A 12,514-nucleotide genomic window follows, 5' to 3' on the forward strand; every position below is an offset into this window, starting at 1 on the left:
CGGCATGGGAGACCTTGACATACGTACCGCGGTCGCCGACGACGTCCCGGCCATCGTCGGCATGCTCGCCGACGACCCGCTGGGGGCCCGGCGGGAGACGCCGGACGACCTGGCGCCTTACCTGAGCGCCCTGGAACGACTCAGTGCCGATCCCAACCAGCAGTTGGTCGTCGCCGTCCGCGAGGGCCGTGTCGTCGGCACGCTCCAGCTCACGATCATCCCTGGACTGTCGAGGCGGGGCGCCACCCGGTCGATCATCGAGGGCGTGCGCATCCACGCCGACGAACGCGGCAGCGGACTGGGCACCCGGTTCATCGAGTGGGCCATCGACGAATCCCGCCGCCAGGGCTGCACGTTGGTCCAGTTGACCTCGGATGCGTCACGGGTCGACGCCCATCGCTTCTACGAGCGGCTCGGTTTCACCGCCTCCCACACAGGCTTCAAGCTCGACATCTGAACCCCCAACGGCTCACAGCCGATTTGAGCGAGAGGCCGGGGGCGGTGTTTCACGTGAAACACCGCCCCCGGCCTCTCGTCCGCTAGCCGATCCCCCGCCACCCCTCGGGGTCGACCCCACCGGGCACAGGAGCCGTCTCGTCGTACGGCTGACGCGTGAACACGAACGATCCGAGGTCCAGGTGGCTCACGGTGCCGTCCGGGCGCCGTACGGGCCGTAGCAGCTCTCCCGCGTAGTAGCCCTCCAGGCCGGTCCAGGTGCCGTCGCCGTTGGAGCGGAAACGGGCACGCCGACCGGAGCCGGTCAGTGGCCCCAGTGAGACAAGCCCGTCGGCCGCCAAGCGGAGCACGAAGGCATGCGTGCCCCAGTACCACGGGCCTGCCAACTCCAGGACGGATGGCTCGACCTGCGGCAGCGGGCGCCATGGCTCGGGGATGCGCGGCTCGGCCTCCGCGACGATCCGGACAAGGTCGGCCCCGGTGGCGGACAGGAGGGGGCCGGAGGTGCAGTTCGCCAACACCACGGCCGCCACGTCGTCGTCCACGCTGATCGTGAGGTTGGCCAGGAAGCCGGGCAACGAGCCGGAGTGCCCGACCAACAGCCTCCCGTCACGGCGCTGGATCTGCAGCCCGAGACCGTAGGTGGCGCCGTCCAGTACGTCGGCGGACTCGGCGGGGGCCGCCGGGGTGCGCATCTCCCGCACCGACCCGGCGCTCAGCACCCGGTCGTCCCCGGCCGCCAGGAACACCGCGAAGCGGGCCAGGTCGCCGGTGGTCGACCAGAGTTGCCCGGCCGGTGCCATCCGGCCGAGGTCCTCCAGCGGCTCCGGAAGCAGGGCGTCGGCCCAGGGGTGCACCGCCCAGCCGCCCGCGTGCGGCGCCTGCGGCTGCGCGGTTGTCCGGCCGAGACCCAGCGGTTCGAGTACCTCGCGCCCTAGTACCTCCTCCCAGGGGGCACCGCGCAGTTCCTCGACCAGCGCGCCGAGCAGGGTGTAGCCAGGGTTGGAATAGTGGTGGCGGCGCCCGACGGGATGCAGGAGGGGCTGCTCACCGAGCACGTCGCTGAGCTCCGGGCGCAGTGAGCCCGGAGTCCGCTCCCACCAGGGTGCCGGGGACTCGGCCGCCAAGCCGCCCGTGTGCGCGAGGAGTTCGGCGATGGTCGCCTCCCCCGCGCCGGTGCCCGGCAGATGTTTCTCCAACGGGTCGCCGAGGTCGAGCAGCCCCTCATCACGCAGCCTGAGCACCAGAACGGCCGTGAACGTCTTGGTGATCGAGCCGATCCGGTACTGCACGTTCTCGTCCGGCCCATGCCCGTCCACCGAGGTCCGCGCCCCGTGCCAGACGGGCCGTCCGCCTCGCACGACCGCCGCCACCAGTGACGGCGCCCGGCCTTCGGACTGGGCCACGGCGATCCGATGCAGCAACGCCCGCCGGGTGGCGGGGAGCAGCTCTTCCTGGAATGTCGTCATGCGCCCAGTCCACCTGGTGTGCAGACCGGCGTCGAGTCCATTTCGCCGGCAGGGACCACGTCGGTGGCGCCCCGGCTTCAGGGGCTCCGAGAGCGAGGGCCGGCGGAGGCCCGATCGCGCACCGATGAGTTTCCCGCGCCGCGCTGGTCTGTACGCCGGACACCCACGGGCGAAAGGCTGGGCCATGCGAAAACTGATCTACGGCATGAACCTGACCCTGGACGGCTACATCACGGCGACGGGCAACGGCATCGGCTGGAGCGGACCACCGAGCGACGAGTTGTTCCAGTGGTGGCTCGACCACGACCGGGCGGCTGGCCTGTCGCTGTACGGGCGCAAGCTGTGGGAGACGATGAGCTCCTACTGGCCGACCGGCGACCAGCAGCCGGGCGCCACCCCGGCGGAGATCGAGTTCGCGCGGAACTGGCGGGACACGCCGAAGGTGGTGTTCTCCTCGACGATCGACAAGGTCGACTGGAACGCCCGCCTGGTCACCGGCGACGCGATCGCCGAGATCACCCGGCTCAAGGCCGAGGACGGTGGCCCCATGAGCATCGGCGGCGCGACGCTCGCCGGGGCGGCCATGCGCGCCGGGCTGATCGACGAGTACGTGATCGCCGCCTATCCGATCCTGGTGGGGAGCGGCACGCCGTTCTTCACCGCGCTGGACAGCTGGGTGAACCTGAACCTGGTGGAGACGCGGGCGTTTCCCGGCGGCGTGTTGCTGACCAGGTACGAGACGAGGCGGTGAGCGGCAGCCTCTACCCGCCGGTCTCAAGCCCGGATCAGGTCTGCGCCATGTCCACGAAGCGGGAGTAGTGGCCCTGGAACGCCACGGTGATGGTCGCCGTCGGGCCGTTTCGGTGCTTGCCGACGATGATGTCGGCCTCGCCCGCGCGGGGCGACTCCTTCTCGTAGGCGTCCTCGCGGTGCAGCAGGATGACCATGTCGGCGTCCTGCTCGATGGAGCCGGACTCGCGCAGGTCGGACACCATCGGCTTCTTGTCGGTGCGCTGCTCGGGGCCACGGTTGAGCTGTGAGAGCGCGATCACCGGAACTTCCAGCTCCTTGGCGAGCAGCTTGAGGTTTCGCGACATGTCCGACACTTCCTGCTGGCGGCTCTCGGACCGCTTGCCGCCGGACTGCATCAGCTGGAGATAGTCGATGATCACGAGCTTGATGTCGTTGCGCTGCTTCAGGCGACGGCACTTGGCACGGATCTCCATCATCGACAGGTTCGGGGAGTCGTCGATGTAGAGCGGTGCGGCCGAGACGTCCGGCATCCGGCGGGCCAGCCGGGTCCAGTCATCGTCGGTCATCGTGCCGGAGCGCATGTGGTGCAGGGCGACCCGGGCCTCGGCGGACAGCAGACGCATCGCGATCTCGTTGCGGCCCATTTCGAGGGAGAAGATGACGCTGGGCAGGTTGTGCTTGATCGACGCGGCGCGTGCGAAGTCCAGCGCGAGCGTGGACTTGCCCATGGCGGGGCGGGCGGCGATGACGATCATCTGACCTGGGTGCAGGCCGTTGGTGAGCGAGTCCAGGTCGGTGAAGCCGGTGGGCACGCCGGTCATCTCGCCGGTACGGGAGCCGATCGCCTCGATCTCGTCGAGGGCGCCCTCCATGATGTCGCCGAGCGGCAGGTAGTCCTCGCTGGTCCGCTGCTCGGTGACGGCGTAGATCTCGGCCTGGGCGCTGTTGACGATCTCGTCGATGTCGCCGTCGGCCGCGTATCCCATCTGGGTGATGCGGGTGCCCGCCTCGACCAGACGGCGCAACACCGCCCGCTCGTGGACGATCTCCGCGTAGTACTCGGCGTTCGCGGCCGTCGGCACCGTCTGGACGAGGGTGTGCAGGTAGGAGGCGCCGCCGACCTTGTTGATCTCACCGCGTTTGGTGAGCTCGGCGGCGATGGTGATGGGGTCGGCCGGCTCGCCCTTCGCGTATACGTCGAGGATCGCCTGGTAGATCGTCTCGTGCGCGGGCTTGTAGAAGTCGTGGCCCTTGAGGATCTCGACGACGTCGGCGATGGCGTCCTTGGAGAGCAGCATGCCGCCGAGCACGGACTGCTCGGCGTCCAGGTCCTGCGGGGGGACCCGCTCGAAGGTGGTGCCCCCACCGTCCCAGTCCCCGCTGTCCCGGCCCCGGTCGTGCCGGTCGTCCCGGCCGCGACCGCCCTCGTCCCGTCGGCGGGAGGCGGGCAGACGATCACCGGGACCGGCGTCGGCCCACGGGTCGTCCAAGGGCTCGGAAATGCTCACCGAGCCACCTCCTCCCGTCCGCACCGCGGACCTCGCCGTGTCCTCTTTTCTACGGCACGGCACTGACAACTAAGACGCCCGATTCCGGTTCGGGACGCGTCGGTTTTGTGAGGTTTCCGAGGCCGCGACAAGGAGTGGGTGCCGGACCACGTTAGGCCCGCGGGCACCGTCAGCCAATCTGGTTATCCACAGGCCATGTGGACGACCGCCCGTATGCTGTGGAGAACTCGCCAAAACCTGTGCACGACGCGGTGGACAGCCCTGTGAACAAGCCCTCGATCGCCACTCATCACACGCCCTGAGCTGCGACTTTCCCGTCCACCGGCTGTGCAGAAGAAAAACTTTCCCAGTCGGACCAAGATCGCTTCGAACAACGCGCGACAGCGCGGACCGCACAACCAGGGGTAAGGGTCACTAGGTTATTGCATCGCTTACCTGTGGACGATTAGATTAGCGCCCATGTCACAGGCTCCCGCGACCTCCGAGACCACCCGACGGGGGCATGACCGAGAGATCATCGCACTGGCCGTCCCGGCCTTCGGTGCACTCGTCGCCGAACCGCTTTTCGTCATGGCCGACAGCGCGATCGTCGGCCACCTCGGCACCGCACAGCTCGCCGGCCTCGGGATCGCCTCGGCCCTCCTGACCACCGCCGTGAGCATCTTCGTCTTCCTCGCCTACGCCACCACGTCCGCCGTCGCCCGCCGGGTCGGCGCAGGCGATCTCCAGGCTGCCGTCCGCCAAGGCATGGACGGCATCTGGCTGGCACTGCTGCTCGGCGCCGCGGTCATCGCCGTCGTCCTCCCGTTCGCACCCGGCATCGTGGACGTCTTCGGCGCCTCGGCCACCGCCGCCCCCTACGCGACCACCTACCTGAGGATCTCCTCCCTCGGCATCCCAGCCATGCTGGTCGTACTCGCCGCCACCGGCGTCCTGCGCGGCCTCCAGGACACCCGGACACCGCTGTACGTCGCCGTAGCGGGGTTCATCGCCAACGCCGGGCTCAACGCGGCGCTCGTCTACGGCGCAGGACTGGGTATCGCCGGTTCCGCCTGGGGCACGGTCATCGCCCAGTGCGGCATGGCGGCCGTCTATCTGACCGTCGTCGTCCGCGGCGCCCGCAGGCACGGGGCGTCGCTGCGTCCGGACGCCGCCGGGATACGGGCCTCGGCACAGGCCGGCGTACCCCTGCTCGTCCGGACCATCTCACTGCGGGCCGTCCTGATGATCGCGACCGCCGTCGCGGCCCGGCTGGGCGATGCCGACATCGCCGCCCATCAGATCGTGCTGTCCCTGTGGAGCCTGCTGGCGTTCGCCCTGGACGCCATAGCGATCGCCGGCCAGGCCGTCATCGGACGCTATCTCGGGGCGGAAGACGCCGTCGGCGCCCGTGAGGCGTGCCGGCGGATGGTGCAGTGGGGCATCGCGACCGGAGTGATCCTGGGGCTGCTCGTGATCGCCGCCCGGCCGCTCTTCCTTCCGCTGTTCACCGGCGACCCCGCTGTGCGAAGCATCGCCGTGCCCGCGCTGCTCATCGTGGCGCTCTCCCAGCCGATCTCCGGTGTGGTCTTCGTCCTCGACGGCGTACTGATGGGTGCCGGAGACGGGCCGTATCTCGCCGGGGCCATGGTCCTCACGCTGGCGGTCTTCACTCCGGTGGCCCTGCTCGTCCCCGCTCTCGGCGGTGGGCTGACGGCGCTCTGGGGGGCCATGACGCTGATGATGACCGTCCGGATGCTCACCCTCTGGCTGCGCGCCCGCTCGGGCCGATGGGTCGTGACCGGCGCGACGCGCTGACGTGACCCATGTGCGCTGCCGACAGTTTCACGTGAAACATCGTGAGCTGTCCTGTTTCACGTGAAACACCCGCGGCGCCAGCCCAGGGCCGTCCCGGAGAGCCGACACACAAACAGGGGCCGCACCCTTCACGGGTGCGACCCCTGTTCAGCTACCACTCAAACCGAGCGCGGTGTCAGCCCGCGACGACCTCGATGTTGACCTTGGCGGCAACCTCGGGGTGCAGACGCACAGACGTCTCGTGGGCGCCCAGGGTCTTGATCGCCGAACCGACCTCGATGCGACGCTTGTCGACCTCGGGGCCACCGGCAGCCTTGATCGCCGAAGCGATGTCGGCCTGGGTGACGGAACCGAAGAGGCGGCCGGCGTCGCCGGCGCGGACGGCCAGGCGGACCTTGACGCCCTCGAGCTGGGCCTTCACCTGGTTGGCCTGCTCGATGGTCTGGATCTCGTGGATCTTGCGAGCACGACGGATCTGCTCGACGTCCTTCTCGCCACCCTTGGTCCAGCGGATCGCGAACTTCCGCGGGATCAGGTAGTTGCGGGCGTAGCCGTCCTTGACGTCGACGACGTCGCCGGCAGCGCCGAGGCCAGAGACCTCGTGGGTCAGGATGATCTTCATTAGTCGGTCACCCTTCCCTTAGCGCGCAGTGGAGGTGTAGGGCAGCAGCGCCATCTCACGGCTGTTCTTGACGGCCGTGGCGACGTCACGCTGGTGCTGCGTGCAGTTGCCGGTCACGCGGCGGGCACGGATCTTGCCGCGGTCGGAAATGAACTTCCGCAGCATGTTCGTGTCCTTGTAGTCCACGTACGTGACCTTGTCCTTGCAGAAAGCGCAGACCTTCTTCTTAGGCTTGCGCACAGGCGGCTTCGCCATGGTGTTTCTCCTGTGTGATCAAGAAGTGGGGATGCGAGCCCTTTAGAAGGGGGGCTCGTCCGAGTAGCCGCCACCGCCGCCGGAGCCGCCGGAGCCACCGCCCCAACCGCCGCCGCCCTGGTTGTTGCCGCCACCGGCGGGAGCGCCGGAAGCCCAGGGGTCGTCGTTGGGAGCGCCGCCCTGGTTGCCGCCGCCGGAGCCACCGCCCCAGCCGCCGCCACCCTGGCCGCCACCGCCGCCGTACCCGCCCTGGCCACCGCGGCCGCCGCCACCGGCGGTCTTGGTGACCTTGGCCGTGGCGCTCCGCAGGCTGGCGCCGACTTCCTCGACGTCCAGCTCGTAGACCGTGCGCTTGACACCCTCACGGTCCTCGTAGGACCGCTGCTTCAGCCGGCCCTGCACGATGACGCGCATGCCTCGCTGGAGCGACTCCGCGACGTTCTCCGCCGCCTGACGCCAGACCGAGCAGGTCAGGAACAGGCTCTCGCCGTCCTTCCACTCGTTGGTCTGACGGTCGAAGGTGCGGGGGGTGGACGCGACACGGAACTTCGCGACCGCCGCACCGGAGGGGGTGAAGCGCAGCTCGGGGTCATCGACAAGATTGCCGACGACCGTGATGACGGTCTCGCCTGCCATGGGGGAACCTCTCGGCGGGTTTGCTGCTGGCTGCTTGTGCTGCTACTCGAAATCCCGAGATCGGCTGAGCGGAGCTCAGTGGGTCTCGGGGCGGAGGACCTTGGTCCGGAGGACCGACTCGTTCAGGTTCATCTGGCGGTCGAGCTCCTTGACGACCACAGGCTCGGCCTGCAGGTCGATGACCGAGTAGATGCCCTCGGGCTTCTTCTTGATCTCGTACGAGAGACGACGACGGCCCCAGGTGTCGACCTTCTCGACCTTTCCGTTGCCCTCACGGACGACGGAGAGGAAGTTCTCGATCAGGGGGGCGACAGCGCGCTCCTCCAGATCGGGGTCGAGGATGACCATCACCTCGTAGTGACGCATGTGGAACCCACCTCCTTTGGACTCAGCGGCCACGGTCGTTCCGTGGCAGGAGGGTTGTGATGCGTACGCAACGGTAGCCGCAGCCACTGACATTCGGGGGTCCCGCTGGGATCCCGGACAGGGCATGGGCAGACACCGGTGCAGACGCTACAGACTACCCGCACACCCGCTTCCGGTTGAAATCCGGCGGTCGGGGCCCTCAATCTGTACGCATCGGGTGTGTACGGCGCTACGATGCGCCGCCTTCCGCAGGAGGTGCCCATGGCACAGGTATTGCGACCCAACACCGCCGGATCCCTTTTCGCCACCGACGGCAAGACCCATCGGCTCCAGGACTCCCTGATGGCAGTGACGCTGGCGCTCGGGCTGATCGCCTTCATCACGTCGTTCTTCCACAGCCTGCACCTGCTCAGCTCCTGGACCGGCCTGATCGGACTCTTCACCGGTCTGTACGGGCAGTGGGTCTCGATCACCACGCGGGAGCGTTTCGGCCTGATCCTGGGTCTCGGTGCCTCGGGCATCGGCTTCTTCATCGGCATGGCGCACGGCGGCCTCTTCGGCTGAGCCCAGCACCCCCGCACCACCGTCGAACGCCCCGGCCGGACAGCGGCCGGGGCACAGGTGCCGTACGGCCAGTCGGGCCGCGGGCGAGGCGCAGTAGGCTTCGGCGCGAGAGCCGGAGCCCCTGTACCCATGGGGACACACCAGCCCGAGGAGCGCCCCGACATGAGCCTGACCCTGAGGACCATCAGCCGCGAACAGCATCTGGCGTACATCCAGAGCCTGCCGGCGGCTAGCCACATGCAGGTCCCGGCCTGGGCCGATGTCAAGGCGGAGTGGCGTTCGGAGAACCTCGGCTGGTTCGACGAGCGCACCGGCGAGATGGTCGGCGCCGGCCTGGTGCTGTACCGCCAGCTGCCCAAGATCAAGCGTTACCTCGCCTATCTCCCCGAGGGCCCGGTCATCAACTGGTTCGCGCCGAATCTCGACGAGTGGCTCCAGCCGATGCTCGCGCACCTCAAGCAGCAGGGCGCGTTCTCCGTGAAGATGGGCCCGCCGGTGATCATCCGGCGCTGGGAGTCCAACTCCATCAAGCAGGGCATCCAGAACCCGGACGTGAAGCGGCTGCGCGACATCGAGGCCGACTTCATCGAGCCGCGCGCCTTCGAGGTGGCCGACAAGCTGCGCCGCATGGGCTGGCAGCAGGGCGAGGACGGCGGCGCCGGCTTCGGTGACGTGCAGCCGCGCTACGTCTTCCAGGTGCCGCTGGCGAACCGTTCCCTGGAAGAGGTCCACAAGAACTTCAACCAGCTGTGGCGACGCAACATCAAGAAGGCCGAGAAGGCCGGCGTCGAGGTCGTCCAGGGCGGCTACCAGGACTTGGCCGAGTGGCAGCGGCTGTACGAGATCACGGCCGTTCGCGACCACTTCCGGCCGCGCCCGCTGTCGTACTTCCAGCGGATGTGGACGGCCCTCAACACCGAGGACCCCAACCGGATGCGGCTGTACTTCGCGCGGCACAACGGGGTCAACCTGTCCGCGGCGACCATGCTGATCGTCGGCGGACACGTCTGGTACTCCTACGGCGCGTCCGACAACATCGGCCGTGAGGTACGGCCCTCGAACGCGATGCAGTGGCGGATGCTGCGCGACGCCTACGCGCTCGGCGCCACCGTCTACGACCTGCGCGGGATCTCCGACTCGCTGGACGAGACGGACCACCTCTTCGGCTTGATCCAGTTCAAGGTGGGCACCGGTGGCGAGGCCGCCGAGTACCTCGGCGAGTGGGACTTCCCGCTGAACAAGCTGCTCCACAAGGCGCTCGACATCTACATGTCGCGCCGCTGACGTCACGCTCCGTGCTTCTATAGCCCTGACACACCGCAGTCCTCTGGCAGTCGCCAGCCACCCAGAAAGGTTCCAGGTCCGGCCATGGCGCTCACGCTCTACGTCGACACCGCGCGCTGGCGGGCGCACCACAAGCACGTGCAGGAGCAGTTCCCGGGCCTGGTCCCGGTCTGCAAGGGCAACGGCTACGGCTTCGGGCACGAGCGGCTGGCGGAAGAGGCCACGCGGCTCGGCTCGGACATCCTCGCCGTCGGCACGACGTACGAAGCCGCGCGCATCAAGGACTGGTTCGGCGGCGACCTGCTGGTACTGACCCCGTACCGGCGGGGCGAGGAACCCGTGCCGCTGCCCGACCGGGTCATCCGCTCGGTGTCGTCCATCGACGGCGTGTACGGCCTGGTGGGTGCCCGTGTGGTCATCGAGGTGATGTCCACGATGAAGCGGCACGGCATCAGCGAGCAGGAGCTGCCGCAGCTGCACTCGGCCATAGAGAACGTCCGCCTGGAGGGCTTCGCCATCCACCTGCCGCTGGACCGCACCGACGGCTCGGACGCCGTCGAGGAGGTCATCGGCTGGATGGACCGGCTGCGCGCGGCCCGACTGCCGCTGCACACGATGTTCGTGAGCCATCTCAAGGCCGACGAACTCCACCGGCTGCAGCGGCAGTTCCCGCAGACCCGGTTCCGGGCCCGGATCGGCACCCGGCTGTGGCTGGGGGACCACGACGCGACCGAGTACCGCGGAGCGGTCCTGGACGTCACCCGCGTCACCAAGGGCGACCGGTTCGGCTACCGGCAGCAGAAGGCGGCCTCGGACGGCTTCCTGGTGGTCGTGGCGGGCGGTACGTCGCACGGAGTGGGCCTGGAGGCCCCGAAGGCCCTGCACGGCGTCATGCCGCGCGCCAAGGGCGTCGCACGGGCCGGCCTGGCCACGGTGAACCGGAATCTTTCCCCGTTCGTCTGGGGCGGCAAGCAGCGCTGGTTCGCGGAGCCGCCGCACATGCAGGTGTCGATCCTCTTCGTGCCCTCGGACGCCCCGGAGCCGAAGGTCGGCGAGGAGCTGGTGGCCCATCTGCGGCACACCACGACCCAGTTCGACCGGATCGTGGACCGCTGACCGTCCACAGCACGGAGAAGCACACCGCCTGACCTCTCACAGGACAGGAGAAGGGCCGCACACGGAGTCCGTGTGCGGCCCATTTCCGTTCAGGATCCGGGGTGTTCGCTCAGAGCGAACCCTCCTCGGAGGATCGGCTTCCCCATTCCACCTGCGGCCCCTCGAAGTGGGCCGCGTGGCGCGCGGGACGGGCCGCAGCGCCGAGCACGAAGACGTCCTCCGCGCCGTCCAGCACCCCGCCGGAGGGATCGTCCTCCCCGTTGCGGCGCACCACGTCCCGTTCGGGCATGAGGATGTCGCGTACGACCATGCCGCACAGGTAGAGCGTGCCGAGCAGGTGCACGGCGATGGCCCAGTGGTAGCCGTCGGTCGGCAGGCCCTTGTGGGCGTCTCCGCTGGTCGTGTACGCGAGGTACATCCAGATCCCCAGGAAGTACGCCACCTCGCACGCCTGCCAGATCAGGAAGTCCCGCCACTTGGGCCGGGCGAGGACGGCCAGCGGGACCAGCCACAGCACGTACTGCGGGGAGTAGACCTTGTTGGTGAGGATGAAGGCCGCCACCACCAGGAAGGCCAGCTGGGCGAAGCGGGGCCGGCGCGGGGCGGTGAGGGCCAGGGCGGCGACACCCAGGAAACAGAGCAGCACCAGGACCGTGGCCGCGGTGTTCACGAAGTCGGTGCTGGGCGGAGTGGTCGTGTTCTGCGCCCAGATCAGCCAGAAGGATCCGAAGTCGACGCCCCGCTCCTGGCTGAACGTGTAGAACTTCGACCAGCCGTCGAAGGCGAAGATCATCACCGGCAGGTTCACGACGAGCCACGCGGCCACCGCACCGCCCGTGGCGACGAAGAACTCCCGCCATTTGCCCGCGCGCCAGCACAGCAGGAACAGCGGTCCCAGCAGGAACACGGGGTACAGCTTGGCGGCCGTGGCAAGCCCCAGGAGGACACCGAAGGCGAGGGGACGGCTCCGGGACCACATCAGCATCGCCGCGGCCGTCAGGGCGACCGCCAGGAGGTCCCAGTTGATGGTGGCGGTCAGGGCGAAGGCGGGCGCCAGCGCGACCAGCAGGCCGTCCCAGGGGCGCCGGCGGTGCGTACGGACCACGCACACCGCGATGATCGCGGCGCACAGCATCAGCATCCCGGCGTTGACGAACCAGTACACCTGCTCCTGCAGCATGATGCTGCCGCTGCCGGGCGTGAGCCATGCGGCCACCTCCATGAACACACCGGTCAGCACCGGGTATTCGAGGTAGTCCATGTCGCCCGGGAGCTTGTCGAAGTACGGCACCAGACCGTCGGCGAAACCGCGCCCCTGGTAGAGGTGCGGAATGTCCGAATAGCAGGCGTGGGTGTACTGGGAACTCGCGCCGAAGAACCAGCCGCTGTCGTAGCAGGGCACCTTCTGCACCATGCCGAGGGCGAACATCCCGACCGCCACGATGACGACCACCCGTAGCGGCGTCCACCAGGACGTGCCGAGCAGGGCACGCCGCCCGATGGGGCCGCCGATCAGCTCACTTCCGGCCGCGGCGACCTCGTCTTCCCTGGTCGGCCGCACCGGCTCCGGCTCGCGCACGCCCGCGGGCGTCGTCTCTGCACTGGGCATGGGGCCCATCCTGCCGCACCTCTCTAGGAATACGCCGAGGGCCGCCGCACCTCATCGGGTGCGGCGGCCCACGTTTCAC

General features: G+C 68.8%; 13 protein-coding genes. 6 read left to right on the forward strand and 7 right to left on the reverse strand.

Annotated elements, in window-relative coordinates:
- The first annotated feature begins 4 nt into the window (after positions 1-4).
- Complete coding sequence (locus AB0472_RS05980) at positions 5-457, forward strand: GNAT family N-acetyltransferase (protein WP_366353763.1); 453 nt, start codon at positions 5-7, stop codon at positions 455-457.
- A gap of 82 nt (positions 458-539) precedes the next feature.
- On the opposite strand, the gene AB0472_RS05985 is transcribed toward AB0472_RS05980, so the two are convergent.
- Positions 540-1,925, reverse strand: coding sequence for a serine hydrolase domain-containing protein (locus AB0472_RS05985; protein ID WP_366353764.1), 1,386 nt, complete (start codon positions 1,923-1,925; stop codon positions 540-542).
- Positions 1,926-2,109: 184 nt separating this feature from the next.
- Between AB0472_RS05985 and AB0472_RS05990 the strand changes: the two genes are divergently transcribed.
- Complete coding sequence (locus tag AB0472_RS05990) at positions 2,110-2,676, forward strand: dihydrofolate reductase family protein (RefSeq protein ID WP_366353766.1); 567 nt, start codon at positions 2,110-2,112, stop codon at positions 2,674-2,676.
- A gap of 34 nt (positions 2,677-2,710) precedes the next feature.
- On the opposite strand, the gene dnaB is transcribed toward AB0472_RS05990, so the two are convergent.
- The gene (gene dnaB / locus AB0472_RS05995; RefSeq protein ID WP_366353767.1) at positions 2,711-4,186 is read right to left on the reverse strand and encodes a replicative DNA helicase; all 1,476 of its coding nucleotides are present in this window, start codon (positions 4,184-4,186) and stop codon (positions 2,711-2,713) included.
- A 459-nt stretch (positions 4,187-4,645) separates the two neighbouring features.
- On the opposite strand from dnaB, the gene AB0472_RS06000 reads away from it, so the two are divergent.
- Positions 4,646-5,983, forward strand: a complete 1,338-nt coding sequence (locus AB0472_RS06000; RefSeq protein ID WP_366353769.1) for an MATE family efflux transporter — start codon at positions 4,646-4,648, stop codon at positions 5,981-5,983.
- Between the two features lie 175 nt (positions 5,984-6,158).
- Here AB0472_RS06000 and rplI read toward each other — a convergent pair whose 3' ends face one another.
- From rplI to rpsF, 4 genes are all read right to left on the reverse strand, one after another.
- Positions 6,159-6,605 carry a 50S ribosomal protein L9 gene (rplI, locus tag AB0472_RS06005; protein WP_093500876.1) on the reverse strand — a complete coding sequence of 149 codons (447 nt, stop codon included), beginning with the start codon at positions 6,603-6,605 and terminating at the stop codon, positions 6,159-6,161.
- A gap of 18 nt (positions 6,606-6,623) precedes the next feature.
- Complete coding sequence (gene rpsR, locus AB0472_RS06010) at positions 6,624-6,860, reverse strand: 30S ribosomal protein S18 (RefSeq protein ID WP_003949403.1); 237 nt, start codon at positions 6,858-6,860, stop codon at positions 6,624-6,626.
- 42 nt (positions 6,861-6,902) lie between these two features.
- Positions 6,903-7,496 (reverse strand): single-stranded DNA-binding protein, encoded by a 594-nt coding sequence (locus AB0472_RS06015; RefSeq protein WP_366353771.1) that lies wholly within the window; start codon positions 7,494-7,496, stop codon positions 6,903-6,905.
- A gap of 75 nt (positions 7,497-7,571) precedes the next feature.
- On the reverse strand, positions 7,572-7,862 hold the full coding sequence (rpsF, locus tag AB0472_RS06020; RefSeq protein ID WP_093500872.1) for a 30S ribosomal protein S6: 291 nt from the start codon (positions 7,860-7,862) through the stop codon (positions 7,572-7,574).
- Between the two features lie 261 nt (positions 7,863-8,123).
- On the opposite strand from rpsF, the gene AB0472_RS06025 reads away from it, so the two are divergent.
- The 3 genes from AB0472_RS06025 (at position 8,124) to AB0472_RS06035 (ending at position 10,826) form a co-directional block, all read left to right on the forward strand.
- The gene (locus AB0472_RS06025; RefSeq protein WP_366353774.1) at positions 8,124-8,426 is read left to right on the forward strand and encodes a hypothetical protein; all 303 of its coding nucleotides are present in this window, start codon (positions 8,124-8,126) and stop codon (positions 8,424-8,426) included.
- Between the two features lie 162 nt (positions 8,427-8,588).
- On the forward strand, positions 8,589-9,710 hold the full coding sequence (gene femX, locus AB0472_RS06030) for a peptidoglycan bridge formation glycyltransferase FemX (protein ID WP_352355810.1): 1,122 nt from the start codon (positions 8,589-8,591) through the stop codon (positions 9,708-9,710).
- Between the two features lie 84 nt (positions 9,711-9,794).
- Entirely contained in the window at positions 9,795-10,826 is a 1,032-nt protein-coding gene (locus AB0472_RS06035) for an alanine racemase (protein ID WP_366353776.1), read from the forward strand.
- Between the two features lie 109 nt (positions 10,827-10,935).
- Here AB0472_RS06035 and AB0472_RS06040 read toward each other — a convergent pair whose 3' ends face one another.
- Positions 10,936-12,435: a glycosyltransferase 87 family protein gene (locus tag AB0472_RS06040; RefSeq protein WP_366353778.1), complete on the reverse strand. Its 1,500-nt coding sequence runs from the start codon at positions 12,433-12,435 to the stop codon at positions 10,936-10,938.
- Positions 12,436-12,514 lie beyond the last annotated feature (79 nt).

Origin of the sequence: Streptomyces sp. NPDC086777, assembly GCF_040702065.1 — a bacterium.
GTDB lineage: Bacteria > Actinomycetota > Actinomycetes > Streptomycetales > Streptomycetaceae > Streptomyces.

Bases quoted from the DNA above. Each gene is read 5' to 3' on its own strand.
- AB0472_RS05980 (WP_366353763.1), top strand. From the start codon at position 5: ATGGGAGACCTTGACATACGTACCGCGGTCGCCGACGACGTCCCGGCC.
- AB0472_RS05985 (WP_366353764.1), bottom strand. From the start codon at position 1,925: ATGACGACATTCCAGGAAGAGCTGCTCCCCGCCACCCGGCGGGCGTTG.
- AB0472_RS05990 (WP_366353766.1), top strand. From the start codon at position 2,110: ATGCGAAAACTGATCTACGGCATGAACCTGACCCTGGACGGCTACATC.
- AB0472_RS06000 (WP_366353769.1), top strand. From the start codon at position 4,646: ATGTCACAGGCTCCCGCGACCTCCGAGACCACCCGACGGGGGCATGAC.
- rplI (WP_093500876.1), bottom strand. From the start codon at position 6,605: ATGAAGATCATCCTGACCCACGAGGTCTCTGGCCTCGGCGCTGCCGGC.
- rpsR (WP_003949403.1), bottom strand. From the start codon at position 6,860: ATGGCGAAGCCGCCTGTGCGCAAGCCTAAGAAGAAGGTCTGCGCTTTC.
- AB0472_RS06015 (WP_366353771.1), bottom strand. From the start codon at position 7,496: ATGGCAGGCGAGACCGTCATCACGGTCGTCGGCAATCTTGTCGATGAC.
- rpsF (WP_093500872.1), bottom strand. From the start codon at position 7,862: ATGCGTCACTACGAGGTGATGGTCATCCTCGACCCCGATCTGGAGGAG.
- AB0472_RS06025 (WP_366353774.1), top strand. From the start codon at position 8,124: ATGGCACAGGTATTGCGACCCAACACCGCCGGATCCCTTTTCGCCACC.
- femX (WP_352355810.1), top strand. From the start codon at position 8,589: ATGAGCCTGACCCTGAGGACCATCAGCCGCGAACAGCATCTGGCGTAC.
- AB0472_RS06035 (WP_366353776.1), top strand. From the start codon at position 9,795: ATGGCGCTCACGCTCTACGTCGACACCGCGCGCTGGCGGGCGCACCAC.
- AB0472_RS06040 (WP_366353778.1), bottom strand. From the start codon at position 12,435: ATGCCCAGTGCAGAGACGACGCCCGCGGGCGTGCGCGAGCCGGAGCCG.